The organism is Streptomyces sp. NRRL S-350 (assembly GCF_000719705.1).
GTDB lineage: Bacteria > Actinomycetota > Actinomycetes > Streptomycetales > Streptomycetaceae > Kitasatospora.
The window spans coordinates 1-17,484 of record NZ_JOHO01000070.1 but is presented as its reverse complement, the minus strand read 5'-3'; the positions used below and the strand labels follow the sequence as shown (position 1 = coordinate 17,484).

The following is a 17,484-nucleotide window of genomic DNA, read 5'->3' as shown; positions in this document are numbered from 1 at the left end:
ATGCTGACGATCGCACACCTCAGTGACACCCACCTCGGCCAGGTCCACGGCGGGGACGGCGGCAAGCGCGCCCGGCGGCGGGCCGAGCTGGTGATGGCGTACCTGGACGCCCTGCCCGGCCCGCTGGACGGGGTCCTGGTCACCGGCGACCTCACCGACCACGGCCTGCCCGGGGAGTACCGGCAGGTGGCCGAGGCGCTGACCTCCCGGCACCCGGTACTCGTCTGCCCCGGCAACCACGACTCCCGGGGGCCGTACCGGGAGGTGCTGCTCGGCGAGGCCGCGGGCGAGAGGCCGGCGGAGGTGTCAGCGGTGAGCCGGGCGGAGCCGTCGGCGGAGGGACCGATCAACCGCCTCCACCAACTGCCCGGCGCCGACGTGCTGATGCTCGACTCGTCGATACCCGGACGGGACGACGGCCTGTTGGACGCGGAGACGCTGGACTGGCTGGACACCCGGCTCGCCGCCGGGCGCGCCGAACTGCCCGCCCTGGTGGCCTTCCACCACCCGCCGGTCGAGCTGCACCTGCCGATGGTCGACGGGATCCGCCAGTTCGGCGAGGCCGACCTCGCCGCGGTGCTGCGCCGCCACCCCCGGGTGGCCGCCCTGCTCTGCGGCCACTCCCACACCGCCGCCGCGACGACCTTCGCGGGCCTGCCGCTGCTGGTCGCGCCCGGTGTGGTCTCCACCGTCACCCTGCCCTGCGAGGGCGGGAGCGGCATCTCCTTCGACCAGCCGCCGATGCTCGCCTTCCACGTCCTGGACGGCGACGGCCGACTCACCACCCACTACCGGGTCGTCCCGGTCGACTAGGAGTCCCGGTCGACTAGGAGTTCCGATGCTGCGGCCGCTGGGCGGCCTGCGGGTGCGACTCCTCGGTACACCTACTGGGGCGACTGCAGGTACACCGAGGAGTCGGCCCGGGGGAACGGCCGGGCGGCCAGCGGTTCGGACGGTGCCCGGCTGCCCGCCATCGGGTGCGCGGAGCCGGGCGCCCGGACCCGCTGGGCGGCGATCTGGCGGGAGATCAGGATCTCCAGCAGGCACCACATGGTGCCGAACACCCCGAGCCCCATGGTCATCAGGGCGGGCGTCAGCATCCAACTGCCCGCGTACGAGGCCAGCGTGGCGACGACCACGCCCACCAGGGTGAAGGCGAGGGAGAGGACTGCCCGGACGGCGGCGGCGCGCACTTCGTCGGGCAGGCGGCGACGGCGGCGTGGCACGGACATCGAGCGACCCCCAGGCGCGGATTCGGCGCTGACGCGGAACGGGCGCACGCGGTGCGCGCCCCCTCGGCACACTCTGCCCCACCGAACCGGGACCATGCGTCCGAATCCACCGAACTGCCGCGAAACCATGCCATCCGGGCAGCGCCCGTCCGGAACTCAGCCCAACTGCTGGTTCAGCTCCGCCATGGCGCCCGTCACGATCGTCCGCATCGCCCGCTCGGCCTCCTCGGCCTGTCCCGAGCAGATCGCGTCGGCGACCTCGCGGTGCAGCCGGATCGCGTACGGCTCCGGCTGATGGGGCATCAGATGGTACTCGGTCCGCCCGGTGAGCACCGCCCCCACGGTGTCCCCGAGGTGGGCGAACATCTCGTTGCCGGAGGCGCGCAGCACCAGCGCGTGGAAGGCGATGTCGTGGCCGAGGAAGGTGGCCAGGTCCGCGTCCCGCGCGGCGACGGTCAACTCGACGGCCAGTGAGCTGAGTTCGCGCCGGTCGTCGTCGGTGGCGTGGACCGCGGCGAGCGCCGCCGCGGCGGGCTCGACGGCCATCCGCAGGGAGCCGAGCGAGCGCAGCTGGGCGGGCCGGTCGGTCCCGGCCAGGCGCCAGCGGATCACCATCGGGTCGAAGACGTCCCAGAGCGACTTCGGCTGCACGGTGATCCCGACCCGTCGCCGGGAGGCCACCATGCGCATCCCCTCGAGGATCCGCACGGCCTCGCGGACCACCGTCCGGGACACCCCGAACCGCTCCTCCAGGTCCTCCCCGCGCAGCACCGCGCCCTGGGGGATCTCCCCGGAGGCGATCGCCGGGCCGAGTTCGTCAAGCAGCCGCCCGGGCAGCCCCTGGATCTCCATCCGCCCAGCGTAGACGTCCGGCCCGGGAGTCCTCACGTCGCCCTGCGATCCAGCCCACAGTCCAAAAGTATGACGATTTGGTTTCCGCTACTTGAATACGTCATATCTTTGAAGCGATAGTGGCGGCCAGGCAACGAAGGAGCACCATCCATGGCTCTCAGCGTCGAGAACCACGACCTCCCGCAGGCTCCCCTCACCATCGTGGTGATGGGAGTCTCGGGCGTCGGCAAGACCACCCTGGCCCGTCTGCTGGCCGACTGCCTCGACCTCCCCTTCGCCGAGGCGGACGACTTCCACCCGGCGGCCAACATCGCCAAGATGTCGGCCGGCATCCCGCTGGGCGACGACGACCGCGCCCCCTGGCTGCGCGCCATCGGCGCCTGGCTCAGGGAGCGGACCGAGGCCGGCACCGGCGGTGTGGTCACCTGCTCGGCGCTGAAGCACCGCTACCGCGACGCCCTGCGCGCGGCCTGCCCGGGCGCCTTCTTCCTGCACCTCAGCGGTGGCCACGAACTGGTCGTGGACCGGCTCAGCCACCGCACCGGCCACTTCATGCCGTCGTCGCTGCTCGACTCGCAGTACGCCGCCCTGGAACCCCTGGAGGCGGACGAGCGCGGCACCGTCCTGGACGTCGGCCCGACCCCCGAAGAACTCGTCGAGATGGCCGTGGCTCAGCTGCGGCCCGTCAATGGAGACCTCGCGTGAGCATTGCCCCCACTCTGCTGGCGGCCGCCCCACCGGCCCTGCCGCACACCGGCAGCGATTCCCGGCTGCTGATCGCGGTGCTGCTCAGCATCGGTGCGATCGTCGTACTGATCACCAAGCTGAAGCTGCACCCGTTCCTCGCCCTCACCCTCGGCTCGGGCCTGCTGGCCGCCGTCGCGGGCGCCCCCTTCGACAAACTGCTCAACAGCTTCTCCACGGGCTTCGGCTCCACCGTGGCCGGCGTCGGCCTGCTGATCGGCCTCGGCGCGATGCTCGGCAAGCTGCTCGCCGACTCCGGCGGCGCGAACATCATCGCGGACACCGTGCTCTCCCGGACCGGCAAGAGGGCGCTGCCCTGGGCGATGGCGCTGATCGCGGCCCTGCTCGGCCTGCCGCTGTTCTTCGAGGTCGGCGTCGTCCTGCTGATCCCGATCGTGCTGCTGGTCGCCCGCCGGGGCAACGTGCCGCTGATACGGGTCGGCATCCCGGCGCTGGCCGGCCTGTCGGTGCTGCACGGCCTGGTGCCCCCGCACCCGGGCCCGCTGGTCGCCGTCGACGCCCTCAAGGCCGACCTCGGCATCACCCTGGCACTCGGCCTGCTCGTCGCCGTCCCGACCCTGGTCATCGCCGGTCCGCTGTTCGCGCGGGTCGCCGAGCGCTGGGTGGGCCCGCTGGAGGTGCCGGCAGCCACCGCCCCCGAGGCGCCGGCCGAACACGACCGCACCCCGTCCTTCGGCGCGGTGCTGGCGACCATCCTGCTGCCGGTCGTGCTGATGCTCGGCAAGGCGCTGGCTGACGTGGCGATCGACGACCCGAAGGCGACCGGCCAGCGGGTGCTCGACTTCGTCGGCTCCCCGCTGATCGCCCTGCTCGCCGCGACCCTCCTCGCCATGGTGACCCTCGGCAAGGCGGCCGGCTTCGACCGGGCGCGGATCTCCGACACCGTCGGAAAGTCGCTCGGGCCGATCGCGGGCATCGTGTTCATCGTCGGCGCGGGCGGCGGCTTCAAGCAGACCCTGATCGACGTGGGCGTCGGCAACGCGGTGAGCGAGTGGTCCGGCAAGTGGCACGTCTCCGCGCTGCTGCTGGGCTGGCTCATCGCGGTGCTGATCCGCCTGGCCACCGGCTCGGCGACGGTCGCCACCATCACCGCGGCCGGCATCGTCTCCCCGCTCGCCGCGAACATGTCCTCGACCCACGCGGCCCTGCTGGTGCTCGCGATCGGTGCCGGCTCGCTGTTCTTCTCGCACGTCAACGACGCCGGCTTCTGGCTGGTGAAGGAGTACTTCGGGATGAGCGTCGGGCAGACGCTGAAGTCCTGGTCGGTGATGGAGACGGTGATCTCGGTCGTCGCCATCGCGCTGATCATGCCGCTGAGCCTGGTCGTCTAGCGTCGCCGCCACGGCGGCCGCAGCCGCCGCAGCACCGCCGAGGGGCGGCACCCGTGACCGTACGGGTGCCGCCCCTCCGCGCGAGCCCGTCGCCCGGCAGACGGCCGCCCCCGCCCGGGAAGCGGGGTGAGAAAGGCCCCCCCCCGCCCCCCCCCGCAACGGGCGGGCGGGCGCCCGGAAAGCCCCCGCCCGCCCGCCCGCCGTGGCGGAGGTGCCGTGCCCTACGCGCCTACTTGGTTCCGCGCTTGGAGAGGAAGGCCTCGACCTCGGCCCGGATCTCCGGCGTGTCCAGCCCGCGCACCGTCATCGTGGTGCGGCGGCGCAGCACGTCGTCGGCCGTGTACGCCCACTCGTTGTCCGCCGCGTACGCGACCTGCGCCCAGACGTCCGGGCCGTCGTCGTGGATCGGCCGGCCGAGCTCCGGGTTCTCGTCGATCATGCGGGCGATCTCGAAGGAGAGCGTGCCGTAGTGGCTGGCCAGGTGCTTGGCGACCAGCGGCTCCATCCGCGAGCCGGGCTCGCGGTCGATCAGCAGGCGGTGGGCGACCGCGTTCGGCGCGCCGACGCCCGGCAGCGGGACGGTCGCGGCGATCGGGGACATGTCCTCGCCGAGGCTGGTGCCGGGCACGTGGGCCAGCTTCTCCAGCACGGTGCGGCCGATGTGGCGGTAGGTGGTCCACTTGCCGCCGGAGACCGACAGCATGCCGCCGCGGCCCTCGGTGACGACCGTCTCGCGCTTGGCGGCGGCGGTGTCGCCCGGGCCGCCCGGCAGCACGCGCAGGCCGGCGAAGGAGTAGGTGACCAGGTCGCGGTCGAGGTGCTCGTCGCGGATCGCGTGCGCGGCCTCGCCCATGATCTGGTCGATGTCCGCGTCGGTGGCCCGGACGTCCTTCGGGTCGCCGGTGTACTCCTCGTCGGTGGTGCCGAGCAGGACGTGGTCCTCCCACGGGATGGCGAAGGAGACGCGGTACTTGTCGATCGGGATGGTCAGCGCGGCGCGCCACGGCGAGCGGCGCTTGACCACGACGTGCGCGCCCTTGGAGAGGCGGATCGACGGCGCGGCGCCGGCGTCCTCCATCGTGCGCAGGTGGTCGACCCACGGGCCGGTGGCGTTGAGCACCAGGCGGGCGTTGATGCCGAACTCGCTGCCGTCCAGGCGGTCGCGGATCTCGGCGCCGGTGACCCGGCCGCCGGTGAAGCGCAGCCCGGTGACCTCGGCGTGGTTCAGCACCACGGCGCCGGCGTCGACGGCGGCGCGCACGGTCATCACGGCGACGCGGGAGTCGTTCATCTGGTGGTCGCCGTAGACGGCCACCGAGCGCAGGCCCTCGGTGCGCAGCGCGGGCACCTGCTGGGCGGCGTGCGCGGCGGTGGAGACCCGGCCCATGCCGTCGCGGAAGGCGGACAGCGCCGAGTACAGGAACACGCCGGCGCCGAGCTTGGCGGCGCCGTGCGGGCCGCCCTTGTAGACCGGCACGAAGAAGGTCAGCGGGTTGACCAGGTGCGGGGCCACGTCGGTGGAGAGGGCGCGGCGCTCCTTGTGGTTCTCCGCGACCAGCTTGACGGCGCCGGTCTGCAGGTAGCGCAGGCCGCCGTGGACGAGCTTGGAGGAGGCGCTGGAGGTGGCACCGGCGAAGTCTCCGGCGTCGACCATGGCGACCTTCAGACCGGCCTGGGACGCGGTCCAGGCGACGGCCGTGCCGAGGATGCCGCCCCCGATCACCAGCAGGTCGTAGGTGGCCTTGCCGAGCAGTTCACGGGTCTCGGCGCGGGAGGCGGTGCGGCCGGCGGTGCGCTCGGCGCCCAGGGTCGGGATGGTTGCCATGGTGGTTGTGTACGGCGCGCGCGGGTCGGGCGGCGCCGTTACTCCTCTCGTGTGCGGTGCGGCCTCTGCGGGAGAGGCCGGTCGGCCCGGTGCGGCGGGCCGGTGAAACTCAGTGACACCCGCCGCCGGAACGGCGGGCGGCCGGCCGGGGCTCGGGGCCCCGACCGGCTTGTCGGTCAGTTGATCTCTTCTTCCTCCACCCAGCCCATGGTGCGCTCCACGGCCTTGAGCCACTTCTTGTACTCACGCTCCCGGGTGGCCTCGTCCATGCGCGGGGTCCACTCGGCGGCGCGGTGCCAGTTGGCCCGCAGGGTGTCGAGGTCGTTCCAGAAGCCGACGGCCAGACCGGCCGCGTAGGCGGCGCCGAGGGCGGTGGTCTCGGCGACGTACGGGCGCTCGACCGGGGCGTCCAGGACGTCGGCGATGTTCTGCATGAGCAGGTTGTTGCTGGTCATGCCGCCGTCGACCTTGAGGGCGGTGAGCTCGACCCCGGAGTCCTTCTGCATGGCGTCGACGACCTCGCGGGTCTGCCAGGCGGTGGCCTCGAGGACGGCCCGGGCCAGGTGGCCCTTGGTGACGTACCGGGTCAGGCCGGCGATCACACCGCGGGCGTCGGAGCGCCAGTACGGGGCGAACAGGCCGGAGAAGGCCGGGACGAAGTAGGCGCCGCCGTTGTCCTCGACGGTGTTGGCGAGGGTCTCGATCTCGGCGGCGGTGGAGATGATCCCGAGCTGGTCGCGCAGCCACTGGACGAGCGATCCGGTGACGGCGATCGAGCCTTCCAGGGCGTACACGGGGGCCTGGTCGCCGATCCGGTAGCCGACGGTGGTCAGCAGGCCGTGGTACGAGTTGACGATCTTCTCGCCGGTGTTGAGCAGCAGGAAGGTGCCGGTGCCGTAGGTGGACTTGGCCTCGCCCTCGTCGAAGCAGGTCTGGCCGAACAGCGCGGCCTGCTGGTCGCCGAGCGCGGAGGCGACCGGGACGCCGGCGAGGTCGCCGACGGCCTCGCCGTACACCTCGGCGGAGGAGCGGATCTCCGGCAGGACGGCCATCGGCACGCCCATCGACTCGGCGATGCTCTCGTCCCAGGCCAGCGTCTTGAGGTTCATCAGCATGGTGCGGCTGGCGTTGGTCACGTCGGTGACGTGCTTGCCGCCGTTCACACCGCCGGTGAGGTTCCAGATCACCCAGGTGTCCATGGTGCCGAACAGGATGTCGCCGGCCTCGGCGCGCTCGCGCAGGCCCTCGACGTTGTCCAGCAGCCAGCGGATCTTCGGGCCGGCGAAGTAGCTGGCCAGCGGGAGGCCGGTCTCGCGGCGGAAGCGGTCCTGGCCGACGTTGCGGCCGAGTTCGCGGCAGAGCGCCTCGGTGCGGGTGTCCTGCCACACGAGCGCGTTGTGCACCGGCTCGCCGGTGTTCTTGTCCCACAGGACGGTGGTCTCGCGCTGGTTGGTGATGCCGATCGCGCGGATGTCGTCCTTGGTCAGGCCGGCCTTCTCCAGCGCACCGCGGACGACCGACTGCACCCGGGTCCAGATCTCGGCGGCGTCGTGCTCGACGTAGCCGGGCTGCGGGAAGATCTGCCGGTGCTCCTGCTGGTCGACGGCGACGATCCGGCCGTCGGCGCCGAAGATGATGCAGCGGCTGGAGGTGGTGCCCTGGTCGATCGCGGCGATGTAGTTACCGGTGGAGGTCATGGGGAGGGTCCTCGGCTCGGGTTCGGGGTTACGGGGTGGGGTGGGCCTGACGGGCTTCTCGGTCAGTCCCCGTGCTCGGCGGGATCGAACCCGGCCTTTAGAAGATGGCGTTGTACACGCCGCCGGCGGCGAGGCCGCCGAGGATCGGTCCGACGACCGGGATCCAGGCGTACGACCAGTCGGAGCCGCCCTTGTTGGGGATCGGCAGCAGGGCGTGTGCGATGCGCGGCCCGAGGTCACGGGCCGGGTTGATCGCGTAGCCGGTCGGGCCGCCCAGCGAGAGGCCGATGCCGACGACGGTGAAGGCGACCATCAGGGTGCTGGTGCCGGACTGGGTGAGCCCGGCGTTGGTGCCGATGGTGAGGATCGCGAAGCAGAGCACGAAGGTGCCGATGACTTCGGTGATCACGTTCTGGATCGGGTTCCGGATCTCGGGCCCGGTCGAGAAGATGCCGAGCGTGGGCTCCTCGTTGGCGTTGAACTGGCCGAGGTAGGTCGCCCAGACCAGCACGGCGCCGATGATCGCGCCGAGCAGCTGCGAGCCGAGGTAGAGCGGCACCTGGCCCCACTCGCCGCTCTTGACCGCGAGCGCGATGGTGACGGCCGGATTGAGGTGGGCGCCGGACTTCGGAGCCGACATGTAGGCGGCGATGAGGACCGCGAATCCCCAGCCGAAGGTGATCGCCAGCCATCCGGCGTTGACGGCCTTCGACTTCTTGAGGGTCACGGCGGCGCAGACGCCGCCGCCGAGGAGTATCAGGGCGGCGGTGCCGAGGGTTTCACCGACGAATACGTCGCCGTTGGAGAACGCGGACACAAAGACTCCCTTGTCCATATGGCCCGGAGGTGCGGGGGTGGGGGTGGGCGGCCGGTCGATCGCTTGTGCGGGTGAGCGCACTGGGGGAGTGATCTCCCGGCCATCGTTCGACAATGTCGACCGTCATGCGGAAGCTTCCTCCCCAGGTCGCCCCCACGTCAAGGCGGGGTTACGCAGCTGTGACCCTTGCCTCCGACCGTTCCCCGAAGTTACCGAGCGGAGCGCCCTGAAACGGGACAAAACGCCAAGGCGCGGACAGGCTTACCGCCCGTCCGCGCCTCAGCGTGACGAAATGAAACCCCCTGCCGGGCCCCGGCTCAGAACCGCCCGGCGCCCAGATCGCGCGAGATCGCCCGCGCCGCGCTGCGCACCGAGGCCACCAGCGAAGGCTTCACGAAGCCGTCCTCGCAGACCCGCTCCACCGGCCCGCTGATGCACACCGCGCCCACCGGGTTGCGCCGCCGGTCCTGGATCAGCGCGCCGATCGAGGCCACGCCGTCCCACGTCTCCTCGACCGCGTCAGCCCAGCCGCGCTCGCGGATCAGCGCGCACTCCGCGTCCACGTCGACCGCCTCGGTCAGCGTCCGCGTGGTGTACGACTCGTACGGGCCGTCGCCCAACTCCCCACGCGCGACCGGGTCGTAGGAAACCAGCACCTTGCCCAGCGCGGTGCTGTGCAGCGGCTGCATCGAGCCGACCTCCAGCACCTGGCGGGTGTCGTCCGGCCGGAACACGTGGTGCACGATCAGCACGCCCTGCTGGTGCAGCACGCCCAGGTAGACCGTCTCCCCGGCCGCCCGGGCCAGGTCGTCCGCCCACACCAGCGCCCGCGCCCGCAGCTCGTGCACGTCCAGATAGCTCTGGCCCAGTCGCAGCAGCTCGGCGCCCAACTGGTACTTGCCGCTCTCCGGGTCCTGCTCGACGAACCCCTCCTGCTGCAGCGTGCGCAGGATGCCGTGCGCGGTCCCCTTGGCGAGGTCCAGCGCCGTCGCGACCTCGGACAGGCCCAGGCGGCGCTCGCCGCCGGCCAGCAGACGCATGATCGCGGCGGCCCGGGAGAGCGACTGGATCGGGCCGGGCATGGATACCTCCGCGCTGAGTGGCGGTCGACATTGTCGACCGCGTGGTGACGGGACGAGTCTGCCAGGCCGTGCCGACTCCGTGCACCTTCCCCCTCGGTCACCTGCTCTCGGCCGGGTGTTAACCTTCCGCACCGCCCGGGAGGCCCACCTCGCCCCCCGGCCGTCCACCCGCGCGCCGTCCGCCGCACGCTCACGGGTTCCGGCGCACCGCCACCCCCGCCGCGAGCGCGGCGATCCCGTCCGGCCCGACCCGGCAGCAGCCGCCCACCAGCCGGGCGCCGTCCGCGAGCCAGCCGTCCACCCGGGCCGAGCGGAAGGTCGGCTCCCCGCGCCAGTCCCGGCGCTCGGCGTCCCAGTGCTCCCCGCTGTTCGGATACACCACCACCGGCTTGCCGGTCACCTCCGCAGCCAGCGCCACCGCCTTGTCCGCATCCTGCGGCGTGCAGCAGTTGACGCCCACCGCCAGCACCTCGTCCACGTCGGCGGCCAGCGCGAACGCCTCCGCCAGCGGCTGCCCGGCCCGGGTCCGGTCGCCCTCGATGCTGTACGACAGCCAGGCCGGCACCCCCAGCCCGCGCACCAGCCCCAGCAGCGCCCGCGCCTCGTCCGCGTCCGGCACCGTCTCCAGCGCCAGCACGTCCGGCCGCGCCGCCGCCAGCACCTCCAGCCGCGGCCGGTGGAACGCGGCCAGCTCCGCCACGCTCAGCCCGTACCGGCCCCGGTACTCCGAGCCGTCCGCCGACACCGCCCCGTACGGGCCCACCGAAGCCGCCACCCAGCGCCGCCGCCCGCCCGGCTCGGCACGCGCCGCCTCCCGGGCCAGCTCCACACTGCTCGCCAGCAGCCGCGCCGCCTCGGCGCGGCCCACCCCGCGCCGGGCGAAGCCCTCGAAGCTGGCCTGGTAGCTCGCGGTGATGGCGACGTCCGCGCCGGCCGCGAAGTACGCCCGGTGCGCCTCGACCACCGCCGCCGGCTCGTCCGCCAGCAACCGCGCCGACCAGAGCTCGTCCGACAGGTCGTGCCCGGCCGCCGCCAACTGGTTCGACATGCCGCCGTCCAGTACCAGCGGACCGGCGGCGAGGGCCGCGGCGAAGTCCGGCGGGGGAGCAGTGGGCATGTCGGCCTCCTGGGAGAGTCGTTCCTGGTCACAGCCTAGGAGGCGGGCGCCCCAGCCGACCGGGAAAACCATTTGCCGCCAGGGAACGGAATCGCTACGTTGTGCTCATCCCGAGAACGACACCCGGGCGGCCACCCGGGACAGCACGACAGCACGACAGTCCGGACACCACGGCAGTACGGACAGCACGACAGCCAGACACCCGAACAGAGCGACATCCCGAGCACGGCGAGCGCGGAGAGGAGCCGGCGATGGCGGCGGACGACCCGTCCACCCAGCCCCCTACCGGCCCCGCGGCCGAGCAGGAGTGGCTCGCCGCGTACGACCCGCGCGCCTACACGCCGATCGCCGTCACGGTCGACGTGGTCGCCCTGACCTTGCGCCAGGGCAGCCTGCACGTCCTGCTCGTCGAGCGCGGCGCCCCGCCCCAACAGGGCTGCTGGGCGCTGCCCGGCGGCTTCCTGCGGGCCGGCGAGGAGGGCCTGGACGAGGCGGCCGCCCGCGAACTCGCCGAGGAGACGGGCCTGCTGGGCGCCGCCGAGGCCGAGTCCCCGCCCTGCCGCCTCCACCTGGAACAGCTCGGCACCTACGGCGCCCCCGCGCGGGACCCACGGATGCACGTCGTCTCCGTCGCCTACCTCGCCTTCGCACCCGACCTGCCCGACCCCCAGGCCGGAACGGACGCCGCGGCCGCCGCCTGGCACCCCGTCTCCGACCTGGACCTCCGGCCCTGCGGCCGTTCCCCAGCCGCCGGTGTGCCCGCCGACACCCACGGGGGTGGCGTCGACGGGCGCACCGGCCCCCCCGCGCTCCCGCTGGCCTTCGACCACGCGCACATCCTCGCCGACGGCCTCGACCGGGTGCGCGCCAAGCTCGAATACAGCCCGCTGGCCACCGCCTTCCTGCCGCACGACTTCACCATCCCCGAGCTGCGCGCCGTCTACGAGGCGGTGTGGGGCGAGAAGCTCCACCCGGGCAACTTCCACCGCAAGGTCCTCTCCGTCCCCGGCTTCGTGGAGAGCACCGGCACCACCACCCAGCGCGGCGGCGCCCGCGGCGGCCCCCGCGCCCGCACCTACCACGCCGGGGACGCCCGCCTGCTGCACCCCGCGCTGCTCCGCCCCACCCGCGAGGCCCCGCCGAGCGCGGTCCCGCCGGGAGAAGCGCCGCAAGGAGCGACGCCGCCGGGAGAGGCACCGCCCGGAGAAGGCCCCTCCCCCCGGTAACCGGCCCCCGGGGACGCCCTCGGCCTGCCGGGCTACCATCCGGCCATGACCACTGACGAAGCGGCCAAGGCCGCCCACCAGCCGTTCTCCCACTGCCACTTCTGCGGTACGCCCTACCCGTCCGGCACCCTGGCCTGGCCTCGCACCTGCGACGGCTGCGCCGAGATCAGCTACCGCAACCCGCTGCCCGTCGCGGTCACCGTCCTCCCCGTCACCCGGCCCGACGCCGCCCCCGCCCTGGTCGTCATCCGCCGCACCATCGAGCCCGGCTACGGCGAACTCGCCTTCCCCGGCGGCTACATGGACTTCGGCGAGAGCTGGCAGCAGGCCTGCGTCCGCGAGTTGTGCGAGGAGACCGGCATCGAGGCCGACCCCGCCGAGGTCACCCTCATCCACACCGCCTCCGACCCCCACGGCCGCTTCGTGATGCTCTGCGGCCTGCTCCCCGCCCGTCCGCTCGCCGAGCTCCCGCCCTCGCGCCCCACCGACGAGACCGACGGCTGGCTGCTCGCCACCGCCGACACACCACTCGTCTGGGACTTCCACAACAACGTCCTGCGGCGCTGGTTCAGCGGCGAGTTCGGACCCCGCTGACCACCGGCCCACCTCACCGGCCGACCCTGGCGCGACGGCCGCACACATGGCATGGTCTGCACCGACAGCCCAACCGGACGGGTCTGCCACGAGCCCTCCCGTCCCCACCACCGGCCCGGGAGACCACCACCGTGAGCACCCCACCCCAGGACCAGCCGCTCTGGCGCCCCACCCCCGCTCGCGCCGCCGCCACCACCCTGGTGGCCTTCCAGGCCTGGGCCGCCGAACACCACGGCGCCCCGGCCGCCCCGCTCGCCCCGGCCGCCGACGACCGGCAGGCCGCCGAGCGCTACGCCGACCTGCACGCCTGGTCCACCGAGGACCTCGACCGGTTCTGGACCGCGGTCACCCAGTGGTTCGACGTCCGCTTCACCCGCGCCCCCGAGGCCGTCCTCGCCGATCCGGCCATGCCCGGAGCCAGCTGGTTCCCCGGCGCCCGCCTCAACTACGCCGAGCACGCCCTGCGCGCCGCCGCGCCCGGCCCCGACGGCGAGAGGGCGGCCGACGCCGACCGCCCGGCGATCCTCCACCTCGACGAGACCACCGAGCAGCCGACCGTCCTCACCTGGTCGGAACTGCGCCGCCAGGTCGGCTCGCTGGCCGCCGCCCTGCGCGCCCGGGGCATCGGCCCCGGCGACCGCGTCAGCGCCTACCTGCCCAACATCCCGCAGGCCGCCGTCGCCCTCCTCGCCACCGCGGCCGTCGGCGCGGTCTGGACCAGCTGCGCCCCCGACTTCGGTGCCCGCAGCGTCCTCGACCGCCTCCAGCAGATCGAACCCGCCGTCCTCTTCGCCGTCGACGGCTACCACTACGGCGGCAAGGACCACGACCGCACCGAGGTCGTCGCCGAACTGCGCCGCGAGCTTCCCGGCCTGCACACCGTCGTCCACGTCCCGCTGCTCGGCAGCCCCGCCCCCGAGGGCGCCCTGACCTGGGACGACCTGGTCGCCGACGACGTGGAGCCGGTCTTCGAACCGGTCCCCTTCGACCATCCGCTGTGGGTCCTCTACTCCTCCGGCACCACCGGCCTGCCCAAGGCCATCGTCCAGAGCCAGGGCGGCATCCTGCTCGAACACCTCAAGCAGGCCGGCCTCCACCTCGACCTCGGCCCGCAGGACCGCTTCCTCTGGTACACCTCCACCGGCTGGATGATGTGGAACTTCCTGCTGGCCGGCCTCCTGGTCGGGGCCACGATCGTCACCTATGACGGCAGCCCCGGCCACCCCGACACCGGCGCCCTGTGGTCCGTCGCCGCCCGCACCGGCGCCACCGTCCTCGGCACCTCCGCCGCCTACGTGATCGCCAGCCGCAAGGCCGAGCTCCACCCGGGCCGCGACCTCGACCTCTCCGCCGTCCGCTGCATCGGAACCACCGGCTCCCCGCTCCCGCCCGACGGCTTCCGCTGGATCTACGACGAGGTCAAGGAGGACGTCTGGCTCGCCTCCGTCAGCGGCGGCACCGACGTCTGCTCCTGCTTCGTCGGCGGCGTCCCGACCCTCCCCGTCCACCTCGGCGAGATCCAGGCCCCCTGCCTCGGCGCCGCCGTCGAGTCCTGGGACGCCCAGGGCAAGCCGCTCACCGACGCCGTCGGCGAGCTCGTCGTCACCAAGCCCATCCCGTCCATGCCCACCGGCTTCTGGAACGACCCCGAGGGCACCCGCTACCACGACAGCTACTTCGACACGTACCCCGGCGTCTGGCGCCACGGCGACTGGATCACCGTCACCTCCCGGGGCACCGTCGTCATCCACGGCCGCTCCGACTCCACCCTCAACCGCCAAGGCGTCCGGATGGGCTCCTCGGACATCTACGAGGTGGTCGAGCGCCTCCCCGAGATCGCCGAGTCCCTGGTCATCGGCCTGGAGGAGCCCGACGGCGGCTACTGGATGCCGCTGTTCGTCGTCCTCGCCCCCGGCGCCGAACTCGGCGACGAACTGATCGGCCGCATCCGCACCTCGCTGCGCACCGAGCTGTCCCCGCGCCACGTCCCGGACGAGGTCATCGCGGTCCGCGGCCTCCCGCACACCCTCACCGGCAAGCGGATCGAGGTCCCGGTCAAGCGCATCCTGGCCGGCACCCCGCTGGAGCAGGCCGTCAACCCCGGGTCCGTCGACCACATCGAACACCTGCGCTTCTTCGAGCGACTGCGCGTCGACCGCGAGGCCTGACCGGCCCCGGAAACGCCGAAGGGGTGCCCCCGCCACGATGACGGGGGCACCCCTTCGGCTGTCGCGTGTCCGCCTACTCGCCGGAGAGCACCTGCTGCGCGGCGGTCCGCGCCTCCTCGGCACTGTCCGCGGCCCGGGCCGCCTCGGCTGCCCGCCGGCACTGCGCCAGCGTGTACTTGGCCAGGGTGGACCGCACGTAGGGGATCGACGCGGCGCCCATCGACAGGCTGGTGACTCCGAGACCGGTCAGCACCACGGCCAGCAGCGGGTCGGAGGCGGCCTCGCCGCAGACCCCGCAGCTCTTGCCGGCCCCCCGCGCGGCGTCGGCCGCCGCGGCGATCAGATCCAGCAGCGCCGGCTGCCACGGGTCCTGCAGCCGGGCCAGCGCGCCGACCTGACGGTCGGCCGCGAAGGCGTACTGCGCCAGGTCGTTGGTCCCGAGCGACAGGAACTCGACCTCCTGCAGGATCGCCCTGGCCCGCAGCGCGGCGGAGGGGATCTCCACCATGGCACCGAACTTGGCGTCCAGCCCGGCCGCACGGCACGCGTCCGCGAAGTCCTTGGCGTCCTTGCGGTCGGCCACCATCGGGGCCATCACCTCAAGGTGGACGGGCAGGCCCTCGGCCGCCCGGGCCAGCGCCCGCAGCTGGGTGCGCAGCACCTCGGGGTGCTCCAGCAGGGTACGGAGGCCGCGCACGCCCAGCGCCGGGTTCGGCTCGTCGGCCGGGGTCAGGAAGTCCAGCGGCTTGTCGGCGCCCGCGTCCAGCACCCGGACCACGACCCGGCCCTCCGGGAAGGCCTCCAGCACCTTGCGGTACGCCTCGACCTGCTTCTCCTCGCCGGGAGCCTTCGCCGAGTCGTCCAGGAACAGGAACTCGGTGCGGAACAGGCCCACGCCCTCGGCGCCGTTCTCCAGTGCGGCCGGCACGTCCGCCGGGCCGCCCACATTGGCCAGCAGCGGGACGCGGTGCCCGTCCGAGGTCTGCCCGGGGCCGGAGGAGGCGGCCAGCGCAGCCCTGCGCTCGGCGGCGACCGCCCGCAGTTCCTCCTGCTTCTCCTGCGAGGGCTCCAGCAGGACGTCGCCCGAGCTGCCGTCCACCGCGACGACGGTGCCCTCGGCGACATCGGTCGCCCCGGGCAGCGCCACCACGGCGGGCACGCCCAGCGCGCGGGCGAGGATGGCGCTGTGGCTGGTCGGGCCGCCCTCCTCGGTCACGAAGCCGAGCACCAGCGTCGGATCCAGCAGCGCGGTGTCGGCCGGCGCCAGGTCCCGCGCGAACAGCACGTACGGCTCGTCGCTGTCCGGCACACCCGGCATCGGCACCCCGAGCAGTCGGGCCACGATGCGGTTGCGCACGTCGTCCAGGTCGGCGACCCGCCCGGCCAGGTAGTCCCCGGCGGAGGCCAGCAGCGCCCGGTAGGCGGCGAAGGCGTCGTACACCGCGCGCTCGGCACTGCTGCCGATGGCGATCCGGCGGGACACGTCAGCCATCAGCTCCGGGTCCTGCGCCATCAGCGCCTGGGCCTCCAGCACGGCCTGCGCCTCGCCGCCGGCCAGGTTGCCGCGTGCGGTGAGGTCGGCAGCGACCGCCTCGACGGCGGCCTGCGCGCGCGCCTGCTCGCGCGGGGCGTCCTCGGTCGGGATCCGGGTGGCCGGGGGCTCCAGCACCGCCGTCCCCATGTGCCGCACCTGGCCGATCGCGACTCCGTGACTGACACCCACGCCGCGCAGTGTCTTCTCCATGTACCTGTCTCCGCTGAGAGGAGCGGCCCCGCCGGGAACCGCTGAGTGCCGGGCCGCCCCGTCACTTCCTGCGGGGCGGGTGTGTGTCGGTGGTCGGGGGTCAGCTCCAGCTGAACAGCGGCTCACCGGAGACGGCCTCGCCGTCCTCCCGCAGGTCGCCGAGCGACTCGGGGGCTGCCTCCAGCGCCACGATCGGCGAGACCGGGGACTTGCCCGCGGCCTCGACGGCGGCCGGATCCCACTTGATGACGGCCTGACCGCGGGTCACCGTGTCACCCTTGTTGACGAGGAGTTCGAAGCCCTCGCCGTTGAGCTGAACGGTGTCGATCCCGAGGTGGGTCAGCACACCGTGGCCCTCGGCATCCACGACCACGAACGCGTGCGGGTGCATGGAGACGACGACGCCGTCCACCGGGGCGACGGCCTCGGTCGGCCGGCGAACCGGGTCGATCGCCGTGCCGGGCCCGACCATCGCGCCCGAGAACACCGGGTCCGGCACGCCGGTGAGCCCGACGACCTTGCCGGTCAGCGGCGACGTCACAGTGGTCATGGTTGTGCCTCCCAAGAGCGCAAAACAGCGAGCGGCCGCGAGGAGCGGCATGACGATCAACTGAAGCCTAAATCATGTCAACTTTGGACATACGTCGACATCTCGGGCGAATAACCCGCCCCCGCCCGCCTGCTGCCGGCGTCCCGCCGGCCCGCGAGTGGTCTAGTCCTCTTAGCCGATGTGCCGCACTCTACAGGCATCTTGGCGAATCGGGACCATTGCTGTATATGCTCGCGAGAGCAACAAATCATGCCGCCGCCCGGGGGACACCCCGGCGCGCCTCGATTCGCGCCCGGGCCACCGACCCGCTATGGTTGACCGAGTCGCCGCAACTCGGCGGTTAACACCAGGTTTCGGATGAGAAAAGCCCCGGTAAACGGAGTGAAAAACATCTGATAAGCTGGGAACACGAAAGAACGAAGCCCGGAGGGTCCGCTGGAAGGCGGTCCGAAGGAAGCGTCCGTTCCTTGAGAACTCAACAGCG

At 73.0% G+C, this 17,484-nt stretch carries 15 protein-coding genes; 6 read left to right on the top strand and 9 right to left on the bottom strand.

Annotated elements, in window-relative coordinates:
• Positions 1-813 carry a metallophosphoesterase gene (locus IF30_RS0135160; RefSeq protein ID WP_030246148.1) on the top strand — a complete coding sequence of 271 codons (813 nt, stop codon included), beginning with the start codon at positions 1-3 and terminating at the stop codon, positions 811-813.
• A 71-nt stretch (positions 814-884) separates the two neighbouring features.
• On the opposite strand, the gene IF30_RS44215 is transcribed toward IF30_RS0135160, so the two are convergent.
• Positions 885-1,232 carry a hypothetical protein gene (locus tag IF30_RS44215; protein ID WP_158835737.1) on the bottom strand — a complete coding sequence of 116 codons (348 nt, stop codon included), beginning with the start codon at positions 1,230-1,232 and terminating at the stop codon, positions 885-887.
• Positions 1,233-1,388: 156 nt separating this feature from the next.
• A complete protein-coding gene (locus tag IF30_RS0135150) occupies positions 1,389-2,084 on the bottom strand; it encodes a FadR/GntR family transcriptional regulator (RefSeq protein WP_030246145.1) in 696 nt (231 codons plus the stop codon).
• A gap of 150 nt (positions 2,085-2,234) precedes the next feature.
• On the opposite strand from IF30_RS0135150, the gene IF30_RS0135145 reads away from it, so the two are divergent.
• The gene (locus IF30_RS0135145; protein ID WP_051711876.1) at positions 2,235-2,789 is read left to right on the top strand and encodes a gluconokinase; all 555 of its coding nucleotides are present in this window, start codon (positions 2,235-2,237) and stop codon (positions 2,787-2,789) included.
• 2 nt (positions 2,790-2,791) lie between these two features.
• Positions 2,792-4,180, top strand: coding sequence for a gluconate:H+ symporter (locus tag IF30_RS0135140; RefSeq protein WP_051711881.1), 1,389 nt, complete (start codon positions 2,792-2,794; stop codon positions 4,178-4,180).
• Positions 4,181-4,409: 229 nt separating this feature from the next.
• Here IF30_RS0135140 and IF30_RS0135135 read toward each other — a convergent pair whose 3' ends face one another.
• From IF30_RS0135135 to mmuM, 5 genes are all read right to left on the bottom strand, one after another.
• Complete coding sequence (locus IF30_RS0135135) at positions 4,410-6,005, bottom strand: glycerol-3-phosphate dehydrogenase/oxidase (protein WP_030246140.1); 1,596 nt, start codon at positions 6,003-6,005, stop codon at positions 4,410-4,412.
• Positions 6,006-6,181: 176 nt separating this feature from the next.
• A complete protein-coding gene (glpK, locus tag IF30_RS0135130) occupies positions 6,182-7,702 on the bottom strand; it encodes a glycerol kinase GlpK (RefSeq protein WP_030246138.1) in 1,521 nt (506 codons plus the stop codon).
• Between the two features lie 97 nt (positions 7,703-7,799).
• Positions 7,800-8,537 (bottom strand): MIP/aquaporin family protein, encoded by a 738-nt coding sequence (locus tag IF30_RS0135125; RefSeq protein WP_030246135.1) that lies wholly within the window; start codon positions 8,535-8,537, stop codon positions 7,800-7,802.
• A gap of 299 nt (positions 8,538-8,836) precedes the next feature.
• The gene (locus IF30_RS0135120; protein WP_030246133.1) at positions 8,837-9,601 is read right to left on the bottom strand and encodes an IclR family transcriptional regulator; all 765 of its coding nucleotides are present in this window, start codon (positions 9,599-9,601) and stop codon (positions 8,837-8,839) included.
• A gap of 190 nt (positions 9,602-9,791) precedes the next feature.
• On the bottom strand, positions 9,792-10,718 hold the full coding sequence (mmuM, locus tag IF30_RS0135115) for a homocysteine S-methyltransferase (RefSeq protein ID WP_030246132.1): 927 nt from the start codon (positions 10,716-10,718) through the stop codon (positions 9,792-9,794).
• Positions 10,719-10,969: 251 nt separating this feature from the next.
• Between mmuM and IF30_RS0135110 the strand changes: the two genes are divergently transcribed.
• The 3 genes from IF30_RS0135110 to IF30_RS0135100 all read left to right on the top strand — a co-directional run bounded on the left by IF30_RS0135110 (position 10,970) and on the right by IF30_RS0135100 (position 14,706).
• Positions 10,970-11,944 carry an NUDIX hydrolase gene (locus tag IF30_RS0135110; protein WP_063752918.1) on the top strand — a complete coding sequence of 325 codons (975 nt, stop codon included), beginning with the start codon at positions 10,970-10,972 and terminating at the stop codon, positions 11,942-11,944.
• A 45-nt stretch (positions 11,945-11,989) separates the two neighbouring features.
• The gene (locus IF30_RS0135105) at positions 11,990-12,538 is read left to right on the top strand and encodes an NUDIX domain-containing protein (protein ID WP_037902233.1); all 549 of its coding nucleotides are present in this window, start codon (positions 11,990-11,992) and stop codon (positions 12,536-12,538) included.
• A gap of 131 nt (positions 12,539-12,669) precedes the next feature.
• A complete protein-coding gene (locus IF30_RS0135100) occupies positions 12,670-14,706 on the top strand; it encodes an acetoacetate--CoA ligase (RefSeq protein WP_030246127.1) in 2,037 nt (678 codons plus the stop codon).
• Between the two features lie 73 nt (positions 14,707-14,779).
• Here the strand turns inward: IF30_RS0135100 and ptsP are convergent, their stop codons facing one another.
• Both ptsP and IF30_RS0135090 read right to left on the bottom strand, forming a co-directional pair.
• Positions 14,780-16,450, bottom strand: coding sequence for a phosphoenolpyruvate--protein phosphotransferase (gene ptsP / locus IF30_RS0135095; RefSeq protein WP_030246125.1), 1,671 nt, complete (start codon positions 16,448-16,450; stop codon positions 14,780-14,782).
• Positions 16,451-16,550: 100 nt separating this feature from the next.
• Complete coding sequence (locus IF30_RS0135090) at positions 16,551-17,000, bottom strand: PTS sugar transporter subunit IIA (RefSeq protein WP_030246124.1); 450 nt, start codon at positions 16,998-17,000, stop codon at positions 16,551-16,553.
• Positions 17,001-17,484: the final 484 nt, after the last annotated feature.